The organism is Nocardioides sp. P5_E3, assembly GCF_054049275.1.
In genome coordinates, this window is the sequence record NZ_JBFUMR010000002.1 from 189,532 (window position 1) to 215,199 (window position 25,668).

Sequence of the window (25,668 nt, forward strand, 5' to 3'; positions counted from 1 at the left end):
CGGAGCACCCGTCCGGCGAATCCGGGCACTCCTCCGCCGTGGCCGCCGCCTAGGGTGCGCCCATGACCACCGCGCGGACCGTTCCCGTCACCACCGAGATGGACGGTGACGAGCTGGACGCGCTGGACGCCTGGCACCTCGCACGCCACCACGGGCTGGGGAAGATCGCGGTCGAGTCCTTCGTGCGCTTCCGCTACGGCGACGGGTTCACCAACTCGCGCGCGCTCGCCCTGCAGGCCTGCCTCGCCGTCGTCCCCTTCCTCCTCGCCCTGACCGGCCTCGCCTCCGACATCGACCACGAGCGGCCCGCCGCGGTCGTGGCGCACGTCGTCGACTCGCTCTCCCCGGGCTCGGGCGAGGGTGACGCGCTCGCCTCGGCGGTCGACGGGTCGGACGCGTCCGAGCGTGCCGGTGAGATCGCCCTGGTGCTCGGCCTCGGCTTCGCGCTCCTGTCGATGACCACGGCGATGGCGCAGGTCGAGCGCGGCGCCAACCGCATCTACGGCATCCGGCGCGACCGCAAGGCGCTCCACAAGTACGGCCGTGCGGCGGTGCTGACCGCCGTGCTCGCCGCGCCGGTCGGCGTGGGGTTCGTGATGATCGTCGGCGGCGGCGCGCTCGGCGAGGCGATGGTGGAGAGCTACGGCTGGTCCGACACGGCCGTCGACTGGTGGAACGGACTGCGGTGGCCGGTCGGCATCGCGCTGCTGGTGTTCGCGATCGCCGTGCTGCTCGACCACGCGCCGCGCCGCCGGCAGCCCGCCCTCTCCTGGCTCGCGCTCGGGTCGGGGATCGCGGTGGTGCTCAGTGCCGTCGCCACCGCCGGGCTCGCGGCCTACGTCTCGCTCAGCGGGTCGTTCGGCAGCGTCTACGGCCCCCTCGCCGGCGTGTTCGCCCTGCTGCTGTGGGCGCTGCTGTCGTCCGTGGCGTTCTTCTACGGCACGGCCGTGTGCGCCCAGCTCGAGGCGCTCCGGGCAGGCGAGGTCGAGCCGGCGCTCGACGACCCGGGCCGCCCGCACGCCACGACCGTCGGCGACCAGGTCGCCGGCTGACCACCGCGCCCCCCAGGCCGGGTCACGCCCTCAGGAGCGCGAGAAGCGGCCGGAGGTCGCCGTGGACCTCGACCGCGCCGGCGTCGAGGAGCACCTCGCGCGGGTGGGACGTGCCGATGCCGTGCACCTGGCGTACGCCGGCACCGAGCGCCGCGCGGACGCCTGCCGGTGAGTCCTCCGCCGCCAGCGCGGCTGCGGGGTCGGCGTCGAGCCTCCGGCAGGCGAGCGCGAAGCCGGCCGGGTGCGGCTTGCCGTCCTCGACGTCGCGGGCGGTGACGACGAGGTCGACGCTGTCGAGCTCGAGGGTCAGCGACTCGACCAGCGACCGGTGCACCCAGTCCGGTCCCGCCGAGGTGACGATCGCGACCGGCGTGCCACCGGCGCGGGCTGCCTCGATCAGCTCCCGGGCACCCGGCACGGCGCGCGCCGCCTCGTCCGGCACGTGCTCGAGCACCTCGGCGAGCACGGCCTCGGGGTCGAGCCCGTCCCAGGGGCCGGGCTCTGTCGCGAAGACGTCGACCGCCCGGCGGCCGGTGAAGACGGAGAGGTCGGGAAGCTCCCAGCCCTTGTGGGCGAAGAACGACTCGTAGCCGCGCCGGTGCAGCGGCTCGGAGTCGACCAGCGTCCCGTCGAGGTCGAGCAGGAGTGCGGAGACCCCCGTCGTCGCCCCCGTCATGCGGTCGCGAAGAGCACGTCGCCGGCAGCCACGGACCCGCCGATGGCGTCGCTCGTGACCGACCCCTTCGGTGCGTCCATCAGCACGACCGGGACGATCGGCGAGACGTCCTGGCCGCTGGCCGTGGGCGGCAGCGAGGACGGGTCCCACATGATCATCGGGTCGCCCGCGGCGACCTCGCTCCCCTGGGTGGCGAGGACCTCGAAGCCCTCCCCTTCCAGGCGGACGGTGTTGATGCCTAGGTGCACGAGGACGCCGACGCCGTCGCCGAGGACGACGAAGGCGTGGGGCAGGACCTTGACGACCTTGCCGGCGATCGGCGACACCACGGTCGTGCGGCCGGGCTCGGGCTCGATGGCCACGCCGGGGCCGACCATCTCCTCGGCGAAGACGGGGTCGGGCACGTCCGACATCGCGACGACCCGTCCCGGGCAGGGGGCGAGGACCTGGACGGCACCGCTCACATCAGGTCCTCGATGTCGTCGGCGAGGTTGTCCGCCTCGGGCCCGACGACGACCTGGACGACGGTGCCGCTCGCCATCACGCCGTGGGCTCCGGCGGCCTTGAGGGCCGCCTGGTCCACGATCGAGCCGTCCTTGACCTCGGTGCGGAGACGGGTGATGCACGCCTCGATCTCGACGATGTTGTCGGCGCCACCGAGGCCGGCCAGGATCTGCTCTGCCTTGCTGCTCATCTCAGGTTCCTTTCGTGGGTGGATCCACTGTCGCGTACGCCGACGGGTGCCGGCGCAACGGTCGTAGGGGTCAGCGGTCGGTCTGGGTGACCTTCTTGAGGCCACGCGGGTTGTCGGGGTCGAGGCCCAGCCGACGGGCCATCTGCTCGATCATCAGCTGCGCGGGCACGATCGACGCGATGGGCTCCACCGTCTCGGGCAGGTCCGGACCCGCCAGGTGCAGGTCGCACTCGGCCGCGAAGTCGGGCGTCCCACCGAGCCCGAGGACGCGCGCCCCGCGCTCGTGGAGGTCGCGGACCAGGTCGACCATCGGCTCGGCGAGCGGGCCCTCGCCCGCGCCGACCAGCACGGCCAGCAGCCCCTCGCTGACCACGGAGATCGGGCCGTGGCGCAGGTCGGCGTAGGAGTAGCCGCGCACCGGGCGCAGGCACGTCTCCTCCATCTTCAGCGCCGTCTCCAGCGCGGTGCCGAGGAGCAGCCCGCGACCCGACACGACCACCCGGTCGGTGGTGGCCAGCGCCTCAGCAGCCGCGTCGACGTCGGTGTGCAGGAGCTGCTCGACGGCGCCGGGCACGCGGTCGAGCGCGTCACCCAGCGGCGCCTCCCCCAGCGCCTCGGCGAGGACGGCGAGGGCCACGAGCTGGGTGAGGTAGGACTTGGTCGCCGGCACCGCGACCTCGGGACCGGCCCGGGTCACGAGCGCGACGTCGGCGGCGTCGGCGAGCGGCGACCCCTCGACGTTGGTCACGCCCACGGTCGCGGCCCCGCAGGCTCGCGCCCACTCCTGGGTCTCGACGATCTCGGCGGTCGCACCGGACTGGGACACCGAGACCACGACCGTGTCCGAGAGGTCGAGCCGCGCGCCGTAGTGGGTGGCGACGCTGGGCGCGGCCAGCCCGGCGGGGACGCCGGCGGCCACCTCGAGCAGGTAGCGGCCGTAGATCGCGGCGTTGTCGCTCGACCCGCGCGCGACGAGCAGCACGCGGCGGCGCCCTGCGGCGAGCTCGCGCAGTCGCGGCTGCTCGGGCAGGAGCGCGTCGAGGGTGCGGCGGGCGGCCGCGGGCTGCTCGGCGATCTCGGACGCCATCTGCGTCGCGGGTGAAGCCGGGAGTGAGGTGTCCATCGTGGTCCTTGACAACGTCGACGTGTCGGAGCCATGCTCTCCAACTGGTACGTACCAGACCGTACCAATGGATCCATCAGACGTCGAGAGGACGACATGTCCCCCAGGATCGAGGACGGCCCGCGGCCCAAGCACGTGCAGCTGAGCGACGTGCTGGCCGAGCTGGCGACCCGCGACCTCGGGCCCGGAGCCTCGATCCCCTCGGAGCGCGAGCTCATGACGACGTACGACGTCTCCCGCGCCACGGTGCGCAAGGCCATCGACAGCCTGGTGGTCGGCGGGCTGCTGGAGAAGATCCACGGCAAGGGCACCTTTGTCGCCCGACCCCGCGTGCAGACCAGCCTGCACCTCGCGTCGTTCTCCGACGACATGCGCCGCCGCGGCCTGGTCCCGGCGACCCGCCTGATGCGCGTCGACGAGGAGCGGCCGCCGCCGGAGGTCGTCAAGGCACTGCGGCTGGGCCCACGCGGCACTGCCTGGCGGATCGACCGTGTGCGGCTCGCCGACGGCCAGCCGATGGCGATCGAGCAGGGGTGGTACCCGTGCTCCGTGCTCCCCGGCCTCGACACCGCGGACCTCACCGGCTCGCTCTACACGCTCTTCGCGAGCAGCTACGACCTCGTCATCGACGGTGCCGAGCAGACCCTGTGGGGCGAGGCGGCGGAGGGTGCGACCGCGCGCCGCCTCGAGGCACCCGTGCACACACCGCTCCTGGTCTTCCGCCGCATCTCGACCGCGGCGGGCCGACCGGTCGAGTACGTCGTCTCCCGCTACCGGGGCGACCGCTACCAGGTCCACATGAGCCTCGGCGCCACCCCCGACGCCGTCGGAAGAAGCAGCACCAACAGCACCACCAGAAGGGATCGATCCTGATGACCACCCAGGACGCCGCCTCGGGCGGCACCACGACCCGGCGCAAGCTCAACCTCGCGCCGGTCCAGAAGTTCGGGCGCAGCCTGATGCTCCCCATCGCCGCGCTGCCCGTCGCGGCGCTGCTGCTGCGGCTCGGCCAGCCCGACCTGCTGGGCGCCGACGGGCTGGGCTGGGACAGCGTCGCAGCCGTCATCGGCGCAGCGGGCAACGCCCTCTTCGCCAACCTGCCCCTGCTGTTCGCCGTCGGCATCGCGATCGGCATGGCGCGCAAGTCGGACGGCTCCACGGCCCTGGCGGCCGTCGTCGGCTACCTCGTCTTCCAGGGGGTCGGCGAGGCGATGTCGCCCGAGATCCTCGAGGGTGACGAGCTGATCAACTACGGCGTGCTCGGCGGCATCGTCATGGGCCTCGTGAGCGCCTGGCTCTGGCAGCGCTACCACCGGATCTCGCTCCCGCCCTACCTCGCCTTCTTCGGTGGACGTCGCTTCGTCCCGATCATCACCGCCTTCGCGGCCGTGGTGATCTCGGTCGCGATGAGCTTCGTCTACCCGGCCTTCGACTGGGCGATCACCGGCCTCGGCGAGCGGGTGACCGACAACGCCGTGCTCGGCGGCTTCGTCTACGGCACGCTGAACCGGCTGCTGATCCCGCTCGGCCTGCACCACATCCTCAACAACCCGCCGTGGTTCATCTTCGGCGAGTACTCCTCCGGCGGCGAGACCTACAACGGCGACATCGCCCGCTTCCTGGCCGGCGACCCGACCGCGGGTGCCTTCATGACCGGGTTCTTCCCGATCATGATGTTCGCCCTCCCGGCCGCCGCCCTGGCGATCTGGCACGAGGCCAAGCCGCACAACAAGAAGCTGGTCGGCGGCATCATGCTCTCGGCCGCGCTGACCGCGTTCCTCACCGGCGTCACCGAGCCGCTGGAGTTCGCGTTCATGTTCGTCGCGTTCCCGCTCTACGTCATCCACGCCCTCCTCACGGGCTCCTCGATGGCGCTGATGAACTGGATCGGGGTCAAGGACGGGTTCGGCTTCTCGGCGGGACTGTTCGACTACGTCCTCAACTTCAACATCGCCACGAAGCCGCTGCTGATCATCCCGATCGGCCTGGCCTACGCGGCGCTCTACTACTTCCTGTTCCGGTTCGTGATCCGGAAGTGGAACCTCAGGACGCCCGGTCGTGAGGACGAGGACGACCCGGCCGGCGGTGGCTCGATCCTCGAGCAGGACAACAAGGCCTGACGTGATCCTTGCTGCACGACAGGTGGTCACCCCGGCGCGGGTCCTCGCGCCGGGGTGGCTCCTCCTCGACGGCGACCGCATCGTCGAGGTCGGCGAGGGGGCGCCTCCGCGCGAGCCCGACGTCGACCTCGGCGGGGCGACCGTCGTCCCGGGGTTCGTCGACCTCCACGTGCACGGCGGCGGGGGCGCGTCGTTCGACCTCGGTACGGCGGACGCGGCGGCGGTCGTCGCCGACACCCACCTCGCCCACGGGACGACGTCGATGGCGGCCAGCCTGGTCACCGACACCCCGCAGCGGATGGCCGACGCCGTCCGCGAGCTCGCCCTGCTGGTGCAGGACGGTCGGCTCGCCGGCATCCACCTCGAGGGCCCCTGGCTGAGCCCGCAGCGCTCCGGCGCCCACCAGCCGGGCTCGCTCACCCACCCGGACCCGGCCGCGGTCCGGGCCCTCCTCGCCGCGGGGGACGGCGCCGTACGCATGGTCACCCTCGCGCCCGAGCTGCCCGGCGGGATCGAGGCCGTCCGGCAGCTCGCCGACGCCGGCGTCGTCGCCGCGATCGGCCACACCGACGCGACGTACGACGAGTCGCGAGCCGCCCTCGACGCCGGCGCCCGCCTCGGCACGCACCTCTTCAACGCGATGCGCCCGCTCCACCACCGCGATCCCGGCCCCGTCGGCGCCCTGCTCGACTCCCCCGTCGAGGTCGAGCTGATCGCCGACGGCGTCCACCTGCACCCGGCCGTGCTCCGCATGGTGTTCGCTGCCGCGCCCGGCCGTGCCGTCCTCGTCACCGACGCGATGGCCGCCGCAGGCGCTCCGGACGGCGACTACCGGCTGGGCCCGATGGCGATCGAGGTGCGCGACGGCGTGGCACGTCTCGCCGACGGGAACGGCACCGGCGCGATCGCCGGCTCCACGCTCACCATGGACGCAGCGGTCCGCTTCGCCGTGCGCACTGCAGGCCTGCCACTCCTCGACGTGGTCCACGCCGCCAGCACCGCGCCGGCCCGGGTGTGGGGCCTGGACGACGTCGGCGCGCTCGAGGCAGGTCGCCGGGCCGACCTCGTCGCGCTGGACGAGGACCTGCAGGTGGCCCGGACGATGCGCGCCGGCGTCTGGGTCAGCCCTTCGTCGATCCGAGCGTGAGCCCGGAGACGAACTGCTTCTGCAGCAGGAAGAACACGACGAGCACCGGCAGCGCGACGATGATCGAGCCGGCCGCGACCAGGTTGGTGTCGGTGAAGAACTGCCCGCGCAGGTTGTTGAGCGCCGACGTCACGGGAAGCTTGTCGCCCTGCTGGATGAGCACGGTCGCCCAGAAGAACTCGTTGTAGACCCAGGTGAACTGCAGGGTCGCGAGGGCTGCCAGCGCGGGCCGCACCAGCGGCATGGTCAGCTGCCAGTACTGGCGCCACACGCTGGCCCCGTCGAGCTCGGCGGACTCGTAGATCTCATGGGGCAGCGTCTTCATGTAGTTGCTCAGAACGAACGTGCAGAAGCCCATCTGGAAGGCCGTGTTGACCAGGATGAGCGCCCAGAAGCTGTTGAGCAGGGAGCCCGAGTCGCTCATGAACAACGGAAGCGGGACCTCCCGGAACATCCGGAAGACGGGGATCAGCAGCGCCTGCGGCGGCAGCAGGTTGGCGGCGAGGAAGACTCCCAGCATCAGCAGGTTGAAGCGGTAGCTGAACCGCGCCAGCACGAACGCCACCATCGACGAGAGCCACAGCGTCAGCAGCACGGCCGGGATGGTGACCAGCAACGAGTTCTTCAGGTGGAGCCCGAAGTTGCCACGCGTCCAGGCCTCCTCGTAGTTGGAGGTGGTCCACCCGCCGAGGGAGAGGTAGCCGTTGGCCTGCGTGTAGTCGTACTCGCGGAACGAGTTGATCAGCGCCCACAGCAGCGGGAAGAGCCACACCAGCGCCAGCAGCGCGACGATGACCGTCACCACCACTCCGCGCGGCCTGCTCATGACCCCGCCCTCGACACGCTTGGGAGGGGTGCCGGTCCCGCTCGCGCCGGAGGGCGTGGGACCCGTGTCCGCGGGCAGGGTCTGGGTGCTCATCCTCGGCGCTCCTCACGGAAGACGTTGCGCAGGTAGACGGTGATGAAGATCGACGAGATCAGCATCATGATCACCGCCAGGGCGGAGCCGAAGCCGTACCTCGTCGCCTCGCCGATGACGTTCTGGGCGACGAGCGCGCCGATGACCTCGAGGCCGTTGCGGCCCTTGTTGATGATCCAGACGAGGTCGAAGGCACGCAGCGATTCGATCACCACGATGACGATGACGATCATGTTGATCGGACGCATCACCGGGAAGATCACGTGGAAGTAGGTCTTCACCTCGCTGGCCCCGTCGATGGCTGCGGCCTCGCGGAGGCTGGCGTCGACGCCCTTCAGGCCGGCCAGGTAGATGAGCATGATGTAGCCGGTGTGACGCCAGGACGTCGCGACGAGGACAGCCCACAGGTTGACGTCCGGGTCGCCGTACCAGTCCACCTGGGTGCCGAAGACATCGTTGATGAGGCCCTGGTCGCGGGAGTAGAAGAGCTGCCAGATGAAGCCGATGAGCGCCAGGGACAGCACGACAGGCATGTAGAAGGCGGTCTGGTAGAAGCGGCTGCCCCTCATCTCCCTGTCGAGCAGCACCGCGAGCAGCATGCCGAACACGGTGGGGATGAAGAACAGGAAGCCCAACCAGATCAGGTTGTGCTGGATGGCCGGCCAGAAGGCCGGGTAGATCGTCGCGATGTCCCGGTAGTTCTGGAAACCGACCCACTCGATGGTGTCGAGGTCACCGAAGCCGTTCCACTTGCCGAACGACAGCGCGACCGACCCGAGTGCCGGCACCCAGACCAGGCCCAGCACCAGCACCAGCGGGACCGTGACCATCGCGATGACGGTGATCCGGTCGCGGGTGCCCAGCTTCTTCTCCCGGCCCTGGCGTGGCGCCGAAGCCCGCTCGGTGGTCCCTTCGGGCTGCGGCGCCTCATCGATGTGTGCCATGGCGTCAGCTGAAGATGGAGTTGGCCTGCTCCTGGATGCTGGCCGTGACCCCGTCGATGTCGTCGGGGTTCTTCAGGAAGTCCTGGATCGACGGGATCATCACCGTGTTGGCGAAGTCGGCGTTGGTGTCGCGGTCCATGAACTGGGCGATGTTGGCGGCCGCGCTGACGACCTCGACCGACTTCTTCTGCAGGTCGCTGTATGTGGAGGTGCTGGAGCCGGAGTTGGCCGCGATGAACGGCGCGTCGGCGCCGTTGTTGCCCACATCGGCGGCCGCGGCACTGCCCAGCCACTTGGCCATCGCCTTGCCGCCCTCCTGGTTCTTGCCGGCCGCGGCGACGCAGAAGCCGTCGATCGGCGCGTCGAGCGCGTCGGCGCCGATGCTGGCGTCGAGCTCGGGGAAGGTGAAGAAGTCCAGGTCGTCCACGTCGCTGATCGCGTCCACGACGAAGGTGCCGAGGAGGTACATGCCGCACTCGCCCTTGCCCATCGAGGTGGCGGCCTCCTGCCACGTCCGTCCGAGCGGGTCGGCCTGGTTGTACGGCAGGAGCGTGCGCCACTTCTCGAACACGGCCTTGACCTGGTCGCCGTCCCAGGCCTCGTCCCCGGCCATCAGACTCATGTGGAAGTCGAAGCCGTTGAGCCGCATGTTGAGGATGTCGAACGTGCCCATCGCGGGCCACCCGTCCTTGTCGCCGAAGGCGAACGGCGTGATGCCCTTGCCCTGCATGTCGTCCATCAGCGCCATGAAGTCGTCGTCGTTGGTCGGCGGCTGCCACCCGTTCTTGTCGAAGACGGACTTGCGGTAGAAGACCGCCCACGGGTAGTAGCTCACCGGCACGAAGTACTGCTTGCCGTCCGGCGCGGTCGCGGCCTCCTTGAAGGAGTCGTCGAGGCCGTCGATGGGCCACTCGTCGCTGAGGTCGGTGATCAGGCCGTTCTCGGCGAACTGGGCCATCCGGTAGCCGGCAAACCAGGTGAAGACGTCGTCCGGCGTGCCCTGGAGGTAGGTGTTGATGCTCTCCTGGAACGTGTTGTGGTCGACGGCGTTGACCGAGACCTTCGTGTCGGCCTCCTTGCCGTACGCGTCGGCCATGGCCTTGAGCCGGTCGTAGGCGGGACCGGAGCCCTCCGCCTCGTTGATGCCGAAGCTCACGCCGCCGCCGGACGAGCCGCCCGAGTCGTCGCCGCCGCACGCGGCCAGCAGGTTGGCGCTGCCGACGGCGAGGCCGCTCAGCGCGAGGCCGCGCAGCACGGAACGCCGCGAGGCGGCCATGGTGGTGAGCGCCGAGCGGGGGATGGCGCTGGGACGGGAGAGTGACACGACGGCCTCCTGGGAACGACTGACAGCCAAGGACAAAATCAAACAGGGATGCACAGCATGTGACGGCCGCCACAGGGTCGTCAACCCTTTCGGGCGGCCATTCGGCACCAGATCAAACATTTCCAAACCCAAATCCTCGTCAGGGCGTTGACTTTCGCGTGTGAGGGCGGACACAGTTGCGCATGCCGACTTCCCTGCCCGCACTCGCCTTCGGCGGCGACTACAACCCCGAGCAGTGGCCGGCCGAGGCCCATGTCGAGGACCGTCGCCTGATGCGTGAGGCCGGGGTCGACCTCGTCACGCTCGCGGTGTTCTCGTGGGCCTGGCTGCAGCCACGAGCCGGAGCGTGGGAGTTCGGCTGGCTCGACGAGCAGATGGACGACCTGCACGCGGCGGGGATCAAGGTCGACCTCGCCACCGCCACCGCGTCTCCACCGCCGTGGCTGACGCACCGCCACCCCGAGATGCTGCCGGTGACCCAGGACGGGCGCACGCTGTGGCCCGGCGGGCGCCAGTCCTTCTGCCCCAGCTCACCGGTCTACCGCGAGCACGCCCTGGAGCTGTGCGCCCGGATGGCCGAGCGCTACCGCGACCACCCGGCGCTCGCCCTGTGGCACGTGTCCAACGAGCTCGGCTGCCACAACGCCCGCTGCTACTGCGACACCAGCGCGACGGCGTTCCGCACGTGGCTGCGCCGCCGGTACGACGACGACGTGGCGCGGCTCAACGACGCGTGGGGCACGGCGTTCTGGTCCCAGCGCTACGACGACTTCGAGCAGGTGCTGCCGCCACGCGTGGCGCCCACCCACGCCAACCCCACCCAGCAGCTCGACTTCGCGCGCTTCTCCTCCGACCAGCTGCTCGACAACTTCGTCGTCGAGCGCGACGTGCTGCACCGGCTCTCCCCCGGGGTGCCGGTGACGACCAACTTCATGGTCATGCGGCAGACACCTGCCATGGACTACCTGCGCTGGGGGCGCGAGCTCGACGTCGTGTCCAACGACCACTACCTCATCGGCGCGGAGGACGGTGGCCACCGCGAGCTGGCGTTCAGCGCCGACCTCACCCGCGGTACGGCCGAGGGTCGTCCGTGGCTGCTGATGGAGCACTCCACGAGCGCAGTCAACTGGCAGCCCCGCAACCGCGCCAAGGTGCCCGGCGAGATGATCCGCAACAGCCTGTCGCACGTCGCGCACGGCGCCGACGCGGTGTTGTTCTTCCAGTGGCGCGCCTCGCGGGCCGGGGCGGAGAAGTTCCACTCGGGGCTCCTCCCCCACGCCGGCACCGACACCCGGCAGTGGCGCGAGGTCGTCGAGCTGTCCCGGGTGCTCGACGCGGCGGAGGAGGCGGCCGGCAGCACCGCCCGCAACGACGCCGCCATCCTGTTCGACTACGAGGCGTGGTGGGGCTGCGAGCTCGACTCCCACCCGAGCATCGACGTGCGCTACCGCGACCGGGCCGAGGACCTCCACCGGGCCCTGTCGGCCCAGGGTGTGGGGGTCGACGTGGTCCATCCGTCCACCGACCTGTCGTCCTACCGGCTCGTCGTGGTGCCCACGCTCTACCTCGTCGACGACGCCACCGTCGCCGCCCTGACTGCGGCAGCCGAGGCCGGTGCCACCGTCGTGATCACCTACTTCAGCGGCATCGTCGACGAGCACGACCACATCCGTCTCGGCGGCTACCCGGGGGCGTTCCGCGAGCTGCTGGGCGTCCGCACCACCGAGTTCCTCCCGCTGCTGACCGGCCAGTCGGCACAGGTGGAAGGGCTTGGCGCCGACGCCGTCACCGCAGACACCTGGGCCGAGGACCTGGAGCTGGCCGGCGCGGAGGCCGTCGCGACGTACGTCGACGGCCCCGCCGCCGGACTCCCCGCGGTCACCCGCAGGACGGTCGGCGAGGGCACCGCGTGGTACGTCGCCACGCGCCTCGACCCCGGCGGCACCGACCGGCTGGTGGAGCGGCTGGTCGCCGAGACCGGCATCGAGGCGCTGCCCGGCGCCACCGACCTGGTCGAGGTCACCCGCCGGGTCGGCGACGACTCGAGGTGGCTCTTCGTCATCAACCACGGCGACGCACCCGCCCCGGTCGACGTGCACGGGGTGGAGCTGGTCACCGGCCGCGACGTCGCCGGTGACCTGCAGGTGCCCGCGGGCGGCGTGGCCGTCGTGCGGGAGTCCTGATGCTCGCCGCCCAGCGCCGGGGCCGGATCCTCGCCGAGCTCAGCCGGGACGGGACGGTGCGCGTCACTGACCTCGTCGAGCTGCTCGGCGTCTCCGACATGACGGTGCGGCGTGACCTCGTCGCCCTGCACCGCGACGGCCTGCTCGAGAAGGTCCACGGCGGGGCCCTCGCGGTGGCCGAGCCGTCGTCGTCCGAGCCCGGGTTCGCCGCGAAGTCGGTGCAGCACCGGCGGGAGAAGGAGGCGATCGCGGCGGCCGCCGCCGAGCTGGTGCACACCGGCATGGCGATCGCGGTCTCGGCAGGCACCACCACCCACGCCCTCACCGAGCACATCGCCCGGATCCCCAACCTCACCGTCGTCACCAACTCGGTGTGGGTCGCCGACGTGCTGCACCGCACGGGTGACGCCACCACCTCGGTCCTCCTGACCGGCGGCCTCCGCACGCCGTCCGACGCCCTGGTGGGCCCGGTCGCCGTGTCGTCGCTGCGCAGCCTGCACGTCGACGCGTTCTTCATGGGCGTGCACGGCATGGACGTCCGAGCCGGCTTCAGCACGCCCAACCTGCTCGAGTCGGAGACCAACCGCGCGATGATCGAGCGCTCGCGGCGCCTGATCGTGTGCGCCGACTCCAGCAAGTGGGGCGTCGTGGGCCTGAGCAGCATGGCTTCGCTGTCGGAGGCCGCCGTGCTGGTGACCGACTCCGGACTGTCGGCCCACGCCAGCGGCGCGCTCGCCGACCACGTCGGCGAGCTCGTCGTCGTCGACCCGGTCGACGACGACGATGACGACCTCGTGGCGGCGGTCGACTCGTGAGCACCGCGCCCGTCCACCTCGCGCGCGGCGGGGTCAGCCTCGTGCTGGCCGACGACGACCACGGCATCCCCCGCATCGTGCACTGGGGCGCCGCGCTCGGCGACCTCGACGACGCGGCCCTGACCGACCTGGCGGCAGCCCGGCGACCCGGCGCCTCGCGGTCGTCGTACGACGGCAGGCGCACGACGGGCCTCGTGCCCGACGGCACGCGCGGCTACTCCGGCACCCCTGCCCTGTCCGGCCTCCGCGTCGGCGGCACCACCCGGGCGGTGACGCCGAGCCTGGTCGCGTGGGACGTCCGCACGGACGGCGGCGCGAGCGTCACCTGCACGTCGACCGACGACGAGGCCGGATGGTCCGTGCGGATCGCGCTGTCGCTCGACGGGGCCGGCCTCCTGCACGCGCGGACGTCGGTGACCAACACCGCCGACGGCGACCTCCACCTCGCCTCGGTCCTGACCGCGCTGCCCGTCGGCGCCCATGCCACCGAGCTGCTCGACCTGACCGGACGCTGGTGCAAGGAGCGTGCGCCGCAGCGCCACCCGTGGGTGCAGGGCACGCACCGGCGCGACGCCCGCCACGGCCGCACCGGCCATGACGCGACCCTCGTCCTGGTGGCCGGGACACCCGGGTTCACCTTCGGGTCCGGCGAGGTGTGGGCCGTGCACACCGCGTGGAGCGGCAACCACACCCACTACGCCGAGCGCACGCCCGAGGGTGAGTGCCTGGTCGGCGGGGGTGAGCTGCTCGACCCGGGCGAGGTGGTCCTCGCCCCCGGCGAGACCTATGACGCCCCGCACGTGCTCGGCTCGTGGTCGGGATCGGGCCTCGACGCGATGAGCCACCGCTTCCACGCCCACCTGCGCGACGTCACGCCGCGGTCCCGGACCGAGCGCCCCGTCATCGCCAACTCGTGGGAGGCGGTCTACTTCGACCACTCCCTCGACCGGATCGCCGAGCTCGCCGACGCCGCCGCGTCCGTCGGGGTCGAGCGCTTCGTCCTCGACGACGGCTGGTTCCTGGGCCGCCGCGACGACACCTCCGGGCTCGGCGACTGGACGGTCGACCCCGCCGTCTGGCCGCAGGGACTGGGCCCGCTGGTCGACCACGTGACCGGCCGCGGCATGGAGTTCGGCCTGTGGGTCGAGCCGGAGATGGTCAGCCTCGACTCCGAGACCGCCCGCCGCCACCCCGAGCGGGTGCTGCGCGGGCGCTCCGCCGTGCCGCCGGAGTGGCGCCAGCAACAGGTCCTCGACCTGCAGGACCAGGGCGCGTACGACGACCTGCGCGACGCCCTCCTCGCGCTGCTCGACGAGCTGGACGTCGCCTACCTCAAGTGGGACCACAACCGCGACATCACCGACGCCGTCCACGACGGTCGGCCCGCCGTGCACGGCCAGACGCTGGCCTTCTACCGCCTGCTCGACGAGCTGCGGTCCGCGCACCCGGCCCTCGAGGTCGAGTCGTGCTCCTCGGGCGGCGCCCGCGTCGACGCCGAGGTGCTGTCCCGCACCGACCGGATCTGGCCCAGCGACACCATCGACGCGCTCGAGCGGCAGCACCTGCAGCGCTGGACCTCGCTCCTCGTGCCGCCGGAGCTGATGGGCTCCCACGTCGGAGGGCCGACGGCGCACACCACCGGGCGGACGCACTCCCTGCGCTACCGCGCCGCGACCGCGCTGCTGCACTGGTTCGGCATCGAGTGGGACATGTCGCGCCTCGACGAGGCCACCCTCGCCGAGCTGCGCGCGTGGATCGAGCTCCACAAGCGGGTGCGACCCCTGATCGGCACCGGCACGCTCGTCCACCCCGACCACCCGGACCCCGCCGTCGTGGTGACGGGCATCGTGGCCGAGGACCGCTCCGAGGCGTGGTACGTCGTCGCGACCGTGGCGGCGACGGCGACCCAGCACCCCGCCCCGCTCCTGCTCGCGGGCCTCGACCCCGACCGGCGCTACCGCCTCACCGAGGAGATGCCCCGCGGCCCGGTCGGCGCCGACCTGACCGGCACCTGGTCCGCGCACGGTGCCGAGCTCGGCGGCCGGGTGCTGGCGACGTCGGGCATCGCGCTCCCGGTCCTGGACCCCGAGGAGGCCCGGGTGCTGCGACTCGTGGCCGTGGACTGAGCCCGGCGCCACGTCCCGAACCGGGCCTACCCTGCTGGACATGGACGCACACGCCTGGGACGAGAGGTACGCCGCCACCGACCTGGTCTGGTCGCGGGAGCCCAACCAGTTCGTGGCCGCCGAGATCGCCGACCTGCCTCCGGGCACTGCGGTGGACCTCGCGGCCGGCGAGGGACGCAACGCCATCTGGCTCGCCTCGCGCGGGTGGTCGGCCGTCGCCGTCGACTTCTCGCAGGTCGCCCTGGACAAGGGCGCCCGCTTGGCTGCCGACGACCCCCGAGGGCTCGACGTGACGTGGGTCCGCGCCGATGCCACCACCTGGGAGCCGGCGGAGCCGGTCGACCTCGTCGTGGTGGCCTACCTGCAGGTCCCCGCGGGCGACCGGCGGCGTGCCGTGCGCAACGCAGTCGGGATGCTGCGTCCCGGCGGGACGTTCCTGCTGGTCGCCCACGACTCGACCAACCTCACCGACGGAACCGGCGGCCCGCAGGACCCGGCGGTGCTGATGACCGCCCAGGACGTCGTCGGCGACCTGACGAGCACGGCCGACCTCGACGTCGAGGTGCTGCGCGCCGAGCGTGTCGCCCGCGAGGTCACCGCGGCCGACGGCCACGGCGGCGAGGAGCGTCGTACGGCGTGGGACTGCCTGGTCCGCGTGGTCAGGCGCTGACCCAGGCTCGGGAGCCGGGGCTGCGTCATACCGATCCGCACCGATGGGTGCCGGTCCGTATGACGCAGCGGCCGGCGATCCGTCGGACAGGGCGTACGACGACGACGGCCCGCCCTCCGGTGGGAGGACGGGCCGTCGGGGGGTGTCCGGGGGTCAGACGTTGTTGCGCACCTGACCACCCGGGAACGGGTCAGCGCTTGAGGCGGACCTTCACGCGCTGCGTGGTGCCGTCCTCGTGGCGGACGACCAGCACCACCTTGAGCGACGCCTTCTTGCCGAGGAGGGCGCGTGCCAACTTGTTGAGCTTGAGCACCACGGTGCCCTTGTCCCGCGCGTCCATGTCGAACGCGCCGGCGCCGAGCCGCTTGCCCTTCGCGCCGCGGGTCCGCAGCACGACCTTGCCCTCACAGGCCACCGAGCCACAGCTCAGCACCAGCTTGGCCTTGCGACGGTTCTTCGTCGCGTCGACCTTCCCGCCCTTGACGACCGTCACCGCGGGCGTCGACGGGGTCGTCGGCGGCGTGGTGGGCGGCGTGGTGGGCGGCGTCGTGGGCGGCGTCGTGGGCGGCGTCGTCGGYGGCGTCGTCGGCGGGGTCGTCGATGGCTCCACCACCTTCAGCTGCGCACTGCCCTGGCCCGGGTCGGTGGCCACGTCGCCGGCGTACTCAGCCACCAGCTCCACGGTCCCCGCCTCGGTGAACGGGCCGACCTCGAAGGTCGCCTTGCCGTCCTCGAGCTCCACCGCCGGCAGGTCGGTGCCGTCCACGGACAGCACCACCTCACCAGTCGGTGCCGCCTCGGCGGCCGAACCGACCTCGACAACAACCTCGCCCTTGGCGCCCGTCTCGACCTGCTCCGGTGCGGTGACGCTCACCTCGGCCGCCACGTTCTCTGGGTCGTCGAGCTCCATTAGCTGCACGTCGCGGTAGTAGACGTTCTCGCCGCCACCGTGGTTCTGCAGGCCGATGTGCGACGGCCAGGTGAGGCGCTTCGTCTGGTCGTCCGGGCTGGTGAAGTCGTTCACCAGCACGTCGTTGAGGAAGACGCGGATGCGCTTGCCCTCGACCCGGATCTCGTAGTGGTTCCACTCGTTGACCGGCTTGAGCGCCGCGTCCCGCTCGGCGTTCGCGCCCTTGAACGTGTAGATGGCACCCGTCGTGCGGTCGGGAAGGTCGGTGGCGTCGATCTGGATCTCGTAGCCACGGTCGACCGCGACCCAGGGGTCACCCGCCGGGTTGGGGGCGTCGCCGTCGTAGCGGGGGGTCGTCTCCGGGTTCGGGAACCCGACGAAGACGCCACCGTTGTCGTCCTTGGTGAGCTTCCAGTCCAGCTGCAGCGAGTAGTCGCCCGCGAGCGGCTCCGAGTGCCACAGCAGGCCGAGGCCACCGTTGGTCTTCAGCGTGCAGTCGGCCTCACGGGTGAACAGGCCGGGTCCGGCCATGTTCCAGTCGTCCATGCTCGCCGCGGTGCCGTCGAACAGGCTGCGGTAGCCCGGGTCTGCAGGCGTGGCCTCACAGGTGTCGGGCTCGACGACCGGCTCGACCATCTTGAACCAGTCGAACGCGCCGACCTGGCTGCCGGTGCCGTTGTAGGCGGCGACGCCGACCTTCGGTGCCACCAGCCCGGTGCTCGGGTAGCCCGAGCCCATCGACGTCCACGTGGCACCCTGGTCGACCGACCAGCGGCCCTGGATCGAGGTGCCGGTCGAGACCATCTGCAGCTGCAGGTCGTCCGGAGCGGCGCCCTCGGGCAGGTCGGCGTTGGTGTAGACCATGTCGCCGTTGATGCGGCGGCCCAGCTCGAGCACCCAGTCGCCGTCCGGCTTCTCCATCGCCACGAACTTGGCGTAGTTGGTGGCGCTGGTCCAGGCCACGAGACCACCCTGGAGGTAGTCGTCGGCACCGGTCATCGAGAACTGGGTCGCAGCGGCCCAGGGACCCTCGGCCGGAGCCGGCTGCAGCACCATGTTCTTGGCGTCGACCGCCCCTCCGGAGAGGTCACCGGACTGCGCGTTGATGCGCAGCTGGCCGTCGGCCACGGCGACACCGGTCGCGGTCTTGTTGAGGATCGTGCTCCAGCGGCACGTGTCCAGCTTCGTGCCGTCGAACTCGTCGTCGGCACCGGGCGTCTGACCCGGCGCGCACGCCTCACGGGAACCGAGGTCGAGGTAGTCGATGTTGACGTTGCCGTTGTCGCCGGCGTCGCGCTGGATCTTGATGACGTTGGTGCCGGCCTGCAGCTCGAGCTGGTCGGTGACCGAGCCCCACTCCTTCCAGGTGGCGAACGGCGGCAGCGACAGCTTCTTGGCGAAGACGCCGTTGACGTAGACGGACATCACCTTGGTCTGGCCGGCCTGGGGGTTCGGGCCGTTGGCGTAGCCGAGCTTCACGTTGTGGAACCCGGCCGCCGTCGCGGTCACGTCGAAGGTCACGGACGCGCCGTCGACCTCGAAGCCACCGACGTAACCGGCGCCGCTGAAGCCGGCGTGCTCGGTCTGCACGCGGTTGCGGTCACCGGTGATGGTGCCGACCTCGGCCTCGACACGACCACCGGTCGGGTCGACGACCTTGAGGTGGTCGAGGTTGACGTTGCCGTCGTCACCGGTCTCGTAGGCGATCTCCACGGTGGTGACGCCGGCCGGCAGGTTGACGCGGACGGTGTGCGTGCCCCACGTCTTCCAGTCGCCGAGCGGCGGCAGGACGATCGTCTGGAGCACCCCGCCGACGTACAGGCTCATCTTCTTCGCCTGGTTGGGCTGCGGGTTGGGACCGTTGGCGTAGCGCAGCACCAGGTCGTAGGCGCCGGCCCTGGGGGCGACGACGTCGACGGTGACACCCGAGCCGATGGTCTGGATGCCGTCGACGAAGCCCGAACCGGTGAAGCCGGCGTGCTCGGTGTCGATCCCGGCGGTGCCGGTGAGGATGCCGTCCTCGAGCTCGTAGATGCCGTCGGCCGGGGCCTCGGGCTCGGGCTCGACGTAGCCGGGGTAGCTGTTGAGGGTGTACCAGGCCTCGGTGCTCCACAGCGTGTCACCGGACGTCGAGGCGAACGGCCGCGGCGAGCGGAGGTGGACGACGCGGTCGGGCTTCAGGCCATCGACCTCGAGCGTGACGGTCTTCCCGTCCTCGCTGGCGGTCGCGCTGGTGACGGAGAGGCTCTCCTGGTCGAGCTTGGGACCGCCGTACTGTGCCGTCGCGCGGTAGCGCCACTGCTGGACCTGGTACTTGCTCGCCAGGTCGGCGAGCGTGTCAGCGGACAGGGGCTTGGTGTACTCGATCTCGAAGCCACCCTCGACGACGTCCATCGACAGCATGTCGAAGGGCACGTTCTGGGTGAGGTCGAGCTTCTGCAGGCCGTAGCGCAGCTTGCCGTTCTGGCCCCAGTTGCCGCCGGCGCCGAGGCCACCGATGATCAGCTGGCCGTTGTCGCCCTTGAGCACCCGGCTGACACCGGCCTCGAGGCCCTGCGTCATCCGGAACAGCGCGCCCTGCTTGGCGCCGTCGACGACCTCGAGGTCGGCGCGCTGGAGGCCGCCGTAGGTGACGTCGCCGATGAACATCTGGCCGGCGTACGGGCCGCCGTCGACGACGACGGGCGTGCTCGGGGAGTTGGCGATCTCGTTCTGCGGCATCCACAGCACCGGCTTGGTGACCGGCTGGTCGTCGAAGCGACCGGGCGTGCCGTCCTTCTCGGTGGTGAAGTGGTTGTAGAACTCGCCCGGCTTGATCTCGATCAGCTTGGAGGCCGGGAGCCAGCCGCCCTGGTTGTCGGTCACGAAGATCTCACCGTTCGCGCCCCAACCCATGCCGTGCGGCGTGCGGAGGCCGCCGGCGACGTAGTCGATCTCGCCGGTGTCCTTGTCGATGGTGATGTGCGTGCCGCGGTCCTGCGAGCCCTGCGGCACGGTGGTCGCGCCGCCGAGGTTGATGGAGACGGACAGGTTCACGTGGAACTTGCCGTCCTTGTAGAGCATGCCGAAGCCGAACTCGTGGAAGTTCCCGTCGAACGGGTAGGTCGCGATCTGGTCCTGCGACTGGAAGACACCCTGGGCGTCCTCGTCGGTCAGCTTGATCAGGCCGGTCTTCTCGGAGATGTAGATCTCGCCGTCGACGACCTTGATGCCCTGCGGCTCCTTGAGGCCGCCCGCGATCTTGGTGCGCGTCACGTCCGCGGTCGAGTCGGCGCCCTTGACGCCCTCGAGCCGGTAGAGCTCGCCGAGCTCCACGTTGCCCTGGTCGTTGCCGTTGCCGCCCCAGGTGAGGACGAGCAGGTCGTCGCCCATCCACTCGAGGCCGGTGACCTGCGGCTCGAAGCCGCTGGGCCGGAGGTCGGTGACCTTGTAGGCGGGGTTCACCCCGTCGAGCTGGAGGCCGTCGCCGGCCGAGTCGTTCTGGCCCTCGCAGTACTTGAACCCGGGAGCCGTGACGCGCGTGACGCCGGCCTCGGTGCTGAGGACGGAGGTGGGCACGACGGTGAACGCGGCGTCACCGGGCTTCTTCCACTGCAGCGTGAGCTGCTCGCCGCCACCGGCCTCGAAGAAGTTGATCCGCAGCTTCTTGATGCCCGGCGACAGCTCCGCCGAGCCGTCCTTCGGCGTGTTGCCGTGGAGGCCGTCGTTGTCGATGACCTTCGTGTCGTCGATGAACAGCTCGGAGCCGTCGTCGCTCAGCAGCCGGAACGTGTAGGAGCCGGCGGTGGGGATGTCGAGGTTGGCGAGCGCCTCCACGACGAAGTTCTCGGACAGGCCGCCGAAGTCCTCCGGGGCGTCCCAGTCGATCGTCGGCTTGAGCAGGTCGACGTTGGGGGTCTGCGCGGCCTTCAAGGTGCAGAGCTCGGAGATGCCCTGGCCKAGCTGGTAACCGCGCATGGTGACGCCGGGCTCGTCGCCGGCCGGGATGGCCGACGCGGCGCTCGGCACCGTGGCAGCAAGGCTTGCCGCAACGGCAGCGGCAAGGGTCGCGGCGGCCCAGCGGCGCGCGCGGGGGGGTGGAGCGGTGGAGGAATTCTTCGACACCGGGGATTACCTCTCGGGAGCCCGGGCACGACGCACGCCGGGACGGTTGTGACGTCGCTCACCCTAGGACCGATCCGACAGTTTGTGAACAACTTTTGACTGGTGATCGTCATAAGGGATGGTCCCCGTTACAGTTCCGCTCGTGCTGGAGGACCTCGGACGGCTGCTGCACCGCTGGCGACGCCCGGTCCTCGCGACCTGGGCGGTGGTCGTCGTGCTCGGCGCCGTGCTCGGCGGATCGGTCTTCGACCTGGCCGAGGCTCCCGACCCGTTGCGCGACGACAGCGAGTCGGCCCAGGTGAAAAAGCGGCTGGAGGYCGCCGACCCCGAGGGCGAGCTGGTGGTCGCCGTCCTGTCCGGGGCGGACATCTACGGCATCGACCTGATCGACCAGGCCACGCGCACGCTGCACGACGTACGCGACCTGCCGGACGTCGTCGAGGTGCGCGACCCCTGGACCACCGGCGCGCAGGACCTCGTCCGGCCCGACCGGTTCGGCACGGTCGTCACCGTCGAGATCGACCACACCGTCGACCGCGACCGTGCCCTCGCTGCCGCCGCGGAGGTCGAGAAGACCCTGCAGCAGGTCGGCATGCCCGAGGTGCTGGTCGGCGGCCCGCTGCTCGCCGAGGAGGCCTTCGGCGAGCAGGCGGTGCAGGACGCCGCGCGCGGCGAGGGCGTCGCGATCCTCGTGCTCGTCGTCGTCCTCGCGCTCGCCCTGGGCGGGCTCGTCGTCGGCCTGCTGCCCGTGGCGACCGCGCTCGGCTCGGTCTGCGTGGCCCTGCTGGCGCTGACGGGCCTGGCCCGCCTGACGCCGGTGAGCGACTACGCCGTCAACGTCGTCACGCTGCTCGGCCTCGGCCTGGCGGTGGACTACGCGCTCCTGGTCCTCGGCCGCTTCCGGGAGGAGCGAGCAGCCGCGCCGGGCACCGACGTCGCGGCAGCGCTCGGGCGCACGCTGGCCACCTCCGGGCGCACGGTCCTCGTCTCGGGCCTCACCGTCGCGACGGCGCTGGCCGGCCTGCTCGTGCTGCGCGACCCGGTCCTCTCCCCGATGGCGATCGGAGGCCTCGTCGCGGTCGCCGGCGCCACGCTGACCGGACTGACCCTCGCCCCCGCGCTGGTCGCCGTGTCACACGGGCGGATCCCCGCACCCGCGGCGGGTCGTTTCCTGGGCGGCACCCCCAGCGCCCATGCGCTGCTGCCACGCCTGGCGAGGTTCGCGCAGCGCCGCCCGTGGCCGGTGCTGCTCGGGTGCACCGCCCTGCTGCTCCTGCTCAGCACGCCCCTGCTGTCCCTCGACCTCCGCAACTCCGACACCCGCTCGCTTCCCCGCGACAGCGAGCCGCGGCTGACGCAGGCCGCGATCGAGGACCGCTACCCCGACCAGGTGGCCACACCGATCACCGTGCTTGTCGAGGCGGAGTTCTCCTCCCAGGAGACGGCGGACGCCATGGCGGGGCTGGCCGGCATCCCCGGCGTCGTCGACGTGCTGCTGTTCGACCCCGTGCCCGGCGACCTCAGCCAGCTCCTCGTCGAGCCCGAGCCGGACGCTGCCGGCGACTACGACGGCCCGAAGGTGCAGGACCTCGTACGCCGGCTGCGGGCCGCCGACCTCGGGGCCGACGTCCTCGTCGGCGGGCCCACGGCCGAGCTGGTCGACACCCGCGACGCCCTCGCCGACCGGGCGCCCATCGCGGTGCTGGTCGTCGCGCTGCTCACCGCCCTGCTGCTGGGACGGCTGACGCGCTCCGTCGTCGTACCCATCAAGGCCGTGGCCCTCAACCTGCTCTCCCTCGGCGCGACGCTCGGCGTGGTGGTGGCCATCTTCCAGCGCGGTTGGGGGTCGTCCCTGCTCGGCTTCGACTCGTGGGGCGCCCTCGACGTCACCACTCCCCTGCTGCTGTTCATGTTCGCGTTCGGGTTGTCGATGGACTACCACGTCTTCCTGGTCGCCCGGATCCGCGAGGCGTGGGACGAGGCCCTGGCCCGCCCGACGCGCAAGCGGGATCGCGGCAAGGACCTCCGGGCGCTCAACGACGAGGCCGTCCTCACCGGCATCACCGCCTCGGGACCGGTGGTGACGCTCGCCGCGGTCGCGATCGGGATCGTGTTCCTCGGCTTCGCGCTCGGCGAGCTGATCGCGGTCAAGGAGATCGGCGTCGGGATGACGGTGGCCGTGCTGCTCGACGTGACGATCGTTCGTGGCCTGCTGCTGCCGGCGTCGATGACGCTGCTGGGCCGGTGGAACTGGTGGCTGCCCGGGCAGGGGCAGCAGGGCTGAGGAGCCTCAGCGCTCGTCGGTGGTGGAGGAGGTGCCCGTCGTGGCCGAGCCACCCGGGGTGCCCGGTGCGTCCGGTGCGTCCGTCGCGTCCGTCTCCTCGGAGCGCTGAACCGGCTCGTCGCCGTAGACGCCGGCGTCCTTGGCCGCCTGCGCCTTGCGCAGCTGCTTGACCAGGCTGAACGCGATGATGACGACCGCGATGATCATGAAGATCCACACGGCGAAGCCCAGCGGACCCGCCTTCACCTCGGTGTCCTCCGGCGTGGGGTCGTTCACGAGCGCGATGATCAGCAGGTGGAGCATGCCCCTAGTGTCCCACTTCCTGCTCAGGGAGCGGGGGTTGGGATCCCCGCGAAGAGATCGTCCTCGGGCAGTGTGCTCTCGACCGTCGACTCGACCAGCTCGTAGTCCTCGGTGGGCCAGGTCTTCTGCTGGATCTCACGCGGGATCGCGAACCACATGCCGTCGGGGTCGATCTGCGTGGCGTGGGCGAGCAGCGCCTGGTCGCGGACCCCGAAGTAGTCGCCGCACGGCACCCGCGTGGTGATCCGGTCGTCCCACTCCGGCTCGCGCTCCCACTTCTCGAGGCGCTCGGCGTAGGGCGACTCGAGGTCGTGGGCGAGCATCGCCTCGTGGAGGGCGTTGGTCTTCGCCCAGCTCCAGCCGTGGTGGTAGTAGAGCTTCATCGGCTGCCACGGCTCACCCGCGTCGGGGAAGCGATCCGGGTCGCCGGCCGCGTGGTAGGCGGCGACGGAGACCTCGTGGCAGCGGATGTGGTCGGGGTGCGGGTAGCCGCCGCGCTCGTCGTACGTCGTCAGGACGTGGGGACGGAACCCGCGGATCAGCCGTACGAGGCGCTCGGTGGCCTCCTCGAGCGGCACGAGCGCGAAGCAGCCCTCCGGGAGCGGCGGAAGCGGGTCGCCCTCGGGCCAGCCGGAGTCGACGAAACCGAGCCAGTCCTGACGGATGCCGAGGATGTCGCGGGCGCGGTGCATCTCCTCGCGGCGGATCTCGGTGATGTTCTCCCAGACCTCGGGGCGGTCCATCTTGGCGTTGAGCACCGAGCCGCGCTCGCCGCCGGTGCAGGTGGCGACGTGGACGTCGACCCCCTCGGCGACGTACTTCGCCGTGGACGCGGCCCCCTTGCTCGACTCGTCGTCGGGGTGGGCGTGGACGTGCATGAGGCGGAGGCCGGCGCGGGGTCGGTCTGCGGGGGGCTGGGCCATGGTCTGGAGTCTAGGAGCAGGGACTTACGCTTCTGTGCGTGACCACCGACCTCGCCGACCGCTACGGCGCCCCCGCCCGGTGGCGGCGCCCCGCAGCCGTGGGCCTCGCGGTCGTCCTCGCCGTCGTCGGACTGACGTGGCTCGGCTGGACGGCGTGGTTCCACGGCAGCCCCGACGTCCGCTCCGAGGTCGTCACCTTCGACGTCACGAGCGACCACCAGGTCGAGGCCCGCGTCGACGTACAGCTGGCGGACGGCGTGGAGGCCAGCTGCCGCGTGCGCGCGCTGGCCGAGGACAAGACGGCCGTCGGCGAGCTCGCCTTCACCCCGGTCGACGGCCCCAACGAGGTCGTCATCCGCACCGAGCGCCGCGCCACCTCCGTGGAGAAGCTCGGGTGCACCTCGCCCGACCAGCCGCGACCGCGCTGAGCCGTCGGCCTGCACTTTTGCCTCAGTCTTGCTAACCTGATCGTTCTGCCCGTCCGGGTGCGCTGGCCGACGTCTGTCGCCGCGCCGACACCGATCGGACGGAAGATCCCACTGACCCGATGCGGGCGCGCTGAGGCACACCCGCATCCAGTACCACGTGAGCAGGAGCACCGACATGACCGACCAGGGCACCGTCTGGCTGACCCAGGAGGCCTACGACAAGCTGCAGGCCGAGCTCGAGGACCTCAAGGGCCCCAAGCGCCAGGACATCATCGAGAAGATCGCCGCAGCACGTGACGAAGGCGACCTCAAGGAGAACAGCGGCTACCACGCTGCCAAGGACGACCAGGGCAAGCAGGAGGCCCGCATCCGTCAGCTCGAGGACATGCTCCGCAAGGCCGAGGTCGGCGAGACGCCTCCCAACGACGGCGTCGTCGAGCCCGGGATGGTCGTGACCGCCCGCATCGACGGCGGCGACGAGGAGAAGTTCCTCCTCGGCGCCCGCGAGAACCTCTCCGAGGGCGACACCCTCGACGTCTACTCGCCGCAGACCGCCCTGGGATCCGCGATCAACGGCAAGAGCAAGGGCGACACGGTCACCTACACCGCGCCCACCGGCAAGGAGTTCTCCGTCGAGATCGTCGACGCGGAGCCCTACAAGGCCTGAGCACCACCCTGATCACCGCCGGAGCGGTGGTCCACCCACATTCCTGACTCGGCGGATTCAAGCGGTCGATGCAACACCGGTTGGTTTTGGTGGGTTCGACAGTAGTTCGTCGAGTGCCTGTGCCGGTGTCTTCCAGCCGAGGGTCTTGCGGGGCCTGCGGTTGAGCTTGGCGGCGACGTGGTCGAGGTAGTCGAGCTGGTAGACCGACAGGTCGGTGCTTTTGGGGAAGTACTGGCGCAGCAGGCCGTTGGTGTTC

Annotated in this window: 22 protein-coding genes; 11 read left to right on the forward strand and 11 right to left on the reverse strand. The window is 71.2% G+C overall.

Annotated elements, in window-relative coordinates; translation table 11 throughout:
* Nucleotides 1-62: 62 nt before the first annotated feature.
* The gene (locus ACXJKB_RS01875; RefSeq protein ID WP_457184863.1) at nt 63-1,052 is read left to right on the forward strand and encodes a YihY/virulence factor BrkB family protein; all 990 of its coding nucleotides are present in this window, start codon (nt 63-65) and stop codon (nt 1,050-1,052) included.
* Nucleotides 1,053-1,074: 22 nt separating this feature from the next.
* Here ACXJKB_RS01875 and ACXJKB_RS01880 read toward each other — a convergent pair whose 3' ends face one another.
* Genes ACXJKB_RS01880 through ACXJKB_RS01895 form a run of 4 tightly spaced genes read right to left on the reverse strand, consistent with a single transcriptional unit; the run spans nt 1,075 to nt 3,545 of the window.
* On the reverse strand, nt 1,075-1,728 hold the full coding sequence (locus ACXJKB_RS01880) for an HAD family hydrolase (RefSeq protein ID WP_457184865.1): 654 nt from the start codon (nt 1,726-1,728) through the stop codon (nt 1,075-1,077).
* Nucleotides 1,725-2,192 carry a PTS sugar transporter subunit IIA gene (locus tag ACXJKB_RS01885; protein WP_457184867.1) on the reverse strand — a complete coding sequence of 156 codons (468 nt, stop codon included), beginning with the start codon at nt 2,190-2,192 and terminating at the stop codon, nt 1,725-1,727. Before ACXJKB_RS01885 ends, ACXJKB_RS01880 begins: the two co-directional genes overlap by 4 nt.
* Nucleotides 2,189-2,446, reverse strand: coding sequence for a glucose PTS transporter subunit EIIB (locus tag ACXJKB_RS01890; protein ID WP_457184906.1), 258 nt, complete (start codon nt 2,444-2,446; stop codon nt 2,189-2,191). Before ACXJKB_RS01890 ends, ACXJKB_RS01885 begins: the two co-directional genes overlap by 4 nt.
* Before the next feature lie 46 nt (nt 2,447-2,492).
* A complete protein-coding gene (locus ACXJKB_RS01895) occupies nt 2,493-3,545 on the reverse strand; it encodes an SIS domain-containing protein (RefSeq protein ID WP_457184869.1) in 1,053 nt (350 codons plus the stop codon).
* 96 nt (nt 3,546-3,641) lie between these two features.
* Between ACXJKB_RS01895 and ACXJKB_RS01900 the strand changes: the two genes are divergently transcribed.
* From ACXJKB_RS01900 to nagA, 3 genes are read left to right on the forward strand one after another with little or no spacing between them, the layout of a single operon-like run.
* Complete coding sequence (locus ACXJKB_RS01900) at nt 3,642-4,418, forward strand: GntR family transcriptional regulator (protein WP_457184871.1); 777 nt, start codon at nt 3,642-3,644, stop codon at nt 4,416-4,418.
* Nucleotides 4,418-5,665 (forward strand): PTS transporter subunit EIIC, encoded by a 1,248-nt coding sequence (locus tag ACXJKB_RS01905; RefSeq protein ID WP_457184873.1) that lies wholly within the window; start codon nt 4,418-4,420, stop codon nt 5,663-5,665. The genes ACXJKB_RS01900 and ACXJKB_RS01905 overlap by 1 nt, the downstream gene beginning before the upstream one ends.
* Nucleotide 5,666: 1 nt before the next feature.
* Entirely contained in the window at nt 5,667-6,812 is a 1,146-nt protein-coding gene (gene nagA / locus ACXJKB_RS01910) for an N-acetylglucosamine-6-phosphate deacetylase (RefSeq protein ID WP_457184875.1), read from the forward strand.
* On the opposite strand, the gene ACXJKB_RS01915 is transcribed toward nagA, so the two are convergent.
* Genes ACXJKB_RS01915 through ACXJKB_RS01925 form a run of 3 tightly spaced genes read right to left on the reverse strand, consistent with a single transcriptional unit; the run spans nt 6,787 to nt 9,999 of the window.
* Nucleotides 6,787-7,731, reverse strand: a complete 945-nt coding sequence (locus ACXJKB_RS01915; protein ID WP_457184877.1) for a carbohydrate ABC transporter permease — start codon at nt 7,729-7,731, stop codon at nt 6,787-6,789. The two genes, nagA and ACXJKB_RS01915, sit on opposite strands and share 26 nt — an antisense overlap.
* Complete coding sequence (locus ACXJKB_RS01920; RefSeq protein ID WP_457184879.1) at nt 7,728-8,675, reverse strand: carbohydrate ABC transporter permease; 948 nt, start codon at nt 8,673-8,675, stop codon at nt 7,728-7,730. Before ACXJKB_RS01920 ends, ACXJKB_RS01915 begins: the two co-directional genes overlap by 4 nt.
* Before the next feature lie 4 nt (nt 8,676-8,679).
* On the reverse strand, nt 8,680-9,999 hold the full coding sequence (locus ACXJKB_RS01925) for an ABC transporter substrate-binding protein (RefSeq protein WP_457184881.1): 1,320 nt from the start codon (nt 9,997-9,999) through the stop codon (nt 8,680-8,682).
* A gap of 182 nt (nt 10,000-10,181) precedes the next feature.
* Between ACXJKB_RS01925 and ACXJKB_RS01930 the strand changes: the two genes are divergently transcribed.
* The 4 genes from ACXJKB_RS01930 to ACXJKB_RS01945 are packed head-to-tail and all read left to right on the forward strand — an operon-like array spanning nt 10,182 to nt 15,793.
* Complete coding sequence (locus tag ACXJKB_RS01930) at nt 10,182-12,182, forward strand: beta-galactosidase (protein ID WP_457184883.1); 2,001 nt, start codon at nt 10,182-10,184, stop codon at nt 12,180-12,182.
* On the forward strand, nt 12,182-12,997 hold the full coding sequence (locus ACXJKB_RS01935) for a DeoR/GlpR family DNA-binding transcription regulator (protein WP_457184885.1): 816 nt from the start codon (nt 12,182-12,184) through the stop codon (nt 12,995-12,997). The genes ACXJKB_RS01930 and ACXJKB_RS01935 overlap by 1 nt, the downstream gene beginning before the upstream one ends.
* Entirely contained in the window at nt 12,994-15,123 is a 2,130-nt protein-coding gene (locus ACXJKB_RS01940; RefSeq protein WP_457184887.1) for an alpha-galactosidase, read from the forward strand. The genes ACXJKB_RS01935 and ACXJKB_RS01940 overlap by 4 nt, the downstream gene beginning before the upstream one ends.
* A 40-nt stretch (nt 15,124-15,163) precedes the next feature.
* Nucleotides 15,164-15,793 carry a class I SAM-dependent methyltransferase gene (locus ACXJKB_RS01945; RefSeq protein WP_457184889.1) on the forward strand — a complete coding sequence of 210 codons (630 nt, stop codon included), beginning with the start codon at nt 15,164-15,166 and terminating at the stop codon, nt 15,791-15,793.
* A gap of 190 nt (nt 15,794-15,983) precedes the next feature.
* Here the strand turns inward: ACXJKB_RS01945 and ACXJKB_RS01950 are convergent, their stop codons facing one another.
* A complete protein-coding gene (locus tag ACXJKB_RS01950) occupies nt 15,984-20,711 on the reverse strand; it encodes a family 16 glycoside hydrolase (protein ID WP_457184891.1) in 4,728 nt (1,575 codons plus the stop codon).
* 238 nt (nt 20,712-20,949) lie between these two features.
* Here ACXJKB_RS01950 and ACXJKB_RS01955 point away from each other — a divergent pair, with 238 nt between their 5' ends.
* Nucleotides 20,950-23,091: an MMPL family transporter gene (locus ACXJKB_RS01955; protein WP_457184893.1), complete on the forward strand. Its 2,142-nt coding sequence runs from the start codon at nt 20,950-20,952 to the stop codon at nt 23,089-23,091.
* Between the two features lie 6 nt (nt 23,092-23,097).
* On the opposite strand, the gene ACXJKB_RS01960 is transcribed toward ACXJKB_RS01955, so the two are convergent.
* A complete protein-coding gene (locus ACXJKB_RS01960; RefSeq protein ID WP_457184895.1) occupies nt 23,098-23,394 on the reverse strand; it encodes a hypothetical protein in 297 nt (98 codons plus the stop codon).
* Between the two features lie 23 nt (nt 23,395-23,417).
* The gene (mca, locus tag ACXJKB_RS01965; RefSeq protein ID WP_457184897.1) at nt 23,418-24,317 is read right to left on the reverse strand and encodes a mycothiol conjugate amidase Mca; all 900 of its coding nucleotides are present in this window, start codon (nt 24,315-24,317) and stop codon (nt 23,418-23,420) included.
* Nucleotides 24,318-24,355: 38 nt separating this feature from the next.
* Here mca and ACXJKB_RS01970 point away from each other — a divergent pair, with 38 nt between their 5' ends.
* Nucleotides 24,356-24,745: a DUF4307 domain-containing protein gene (locus ACXJKB_RS01970; RefSeq protein WP_457184899.1), complete on the forward strand. Its 390-nt coding sequence runs from the start codon at nt 24,356-24,358 to the stop codon at nt 24,743-24,745.
* A 175-nt stretch (nt 24,746-24,920) separates the two neighbouring features.
* Nucleotides 24,921-25,412 (forward strand): transcription elongation factor GreA, encoded by a 492-nt coding sequence (gene greA, locus ACXJKB_RS01975; protein ID WP_457184901.1) that lies wholly within the window; start codon nt 24,921-24,923, stop codon nt 25,410-25,412.
* Between the two features lie 57 nt (nt 25,413-25,469).
* Here the strand turns inward: greA and ACXJKB_RS01980 are convergent.
* Nucleotides 25,470-25,668 (reverse strand): transposase (locus ACXJKB_RS01980; protein WP_457184903.1); only part of this gene is annotated, 199 nt, incomplete at its 5' end.

Bases quoted from the DNA above. Each gene is read 5' to 3' on its own strand.
- ACXJKB_RS01875 (WP_457184863.1), top strand. From the start codon at position 63: ATGACCACCGCGCGGACCGTTCCCGTCACCACCGAGATGGACGGTGAC.
- ACXJKB_RS01880 (WP_457184865.1), bottom strand. From the start codon at position 1,728: ATGACGGGGGCGACGACGGGGGTCTCCGCACTCCTGCTCGACCTCGAC.
- ACXJKB_RS01895 (WP_457184869.1), bottom strand. From the start codon at position 3,545: ATGGACACCTCACTCCCGGCTTCACCCGCGACGCAGATGGCGTCCGAG.
- ACXJKB_RS01900 (WP_457184871.1), top strand. From the start codon at position 3,642: ATGTCCCCCAGGATCGAGGACGGCCCGCGGCCCAAGCACGTGCAGCTG.
- ACXJKB_RS01905 (WP_457184873.1), top strand. From the start codon at position 4,418: ATGACCACCCAGGACGCCGCCTCGGGCGGCACCACGACCCGGCGCAAG.
- ACXJKB_RS01915 (WP_457184877.1), bottom strand. From the start codon at position 7,731: ATGAGCACCCAGACCCTGCCCGCGGACACGGGTCCCACGCCCTCCGGC.
- ACXJKB_RS01920 (WP_457184879.1), bottom strand. From the start codon at position 8,675: ATGGCACACATCGATGAGGCGCCGCAGCCCGAAGGGACCACCGAGCGG.
- ACXJKB_RS01930 (WP_457184883.1), top strand. From the start codon at position 10,182: ATGCCGACTTCCCTGCCCGCACTCGCCTTCGGCGGCGACTACAACCCC.
- ACXJKB_RS01935 (WP_457184885.1), top strand. From the start codon at position 12,182: ATGCTCGCCGCCCAGCGCCGGGGCCGGATCCTCGCCGAGCTCAGCCGG.
- ACXJKB_RS01945 (WP_457184889.1), top strand. From the start codon at position 15,164: ATGGACGCACACGCCTGGGACGAGAGGTACGCCGCCACCGACCTGGTC.
- ACXJKB_RS01960 (WP_457184895.1), bottom strand. From the start codon at position 23,394: ATGCTCCACCTGCTGATCATCGCGCTCGTGAACGACCCCACGCCGGAG.
- mca (WP_457184897.1), bottom strand. From the start codon at position 24,317: ATGGCCCAGCCCCCCGCAGACCGACCCCGCGCCGGCCTCCGCCTCATG.
- greA (WP_457184901.1), top strand. From the start codon at position 24,921: ATGACCGACCAGGGCACCGTCTGGCTGACCCAGGAGGCCTACGACAAG.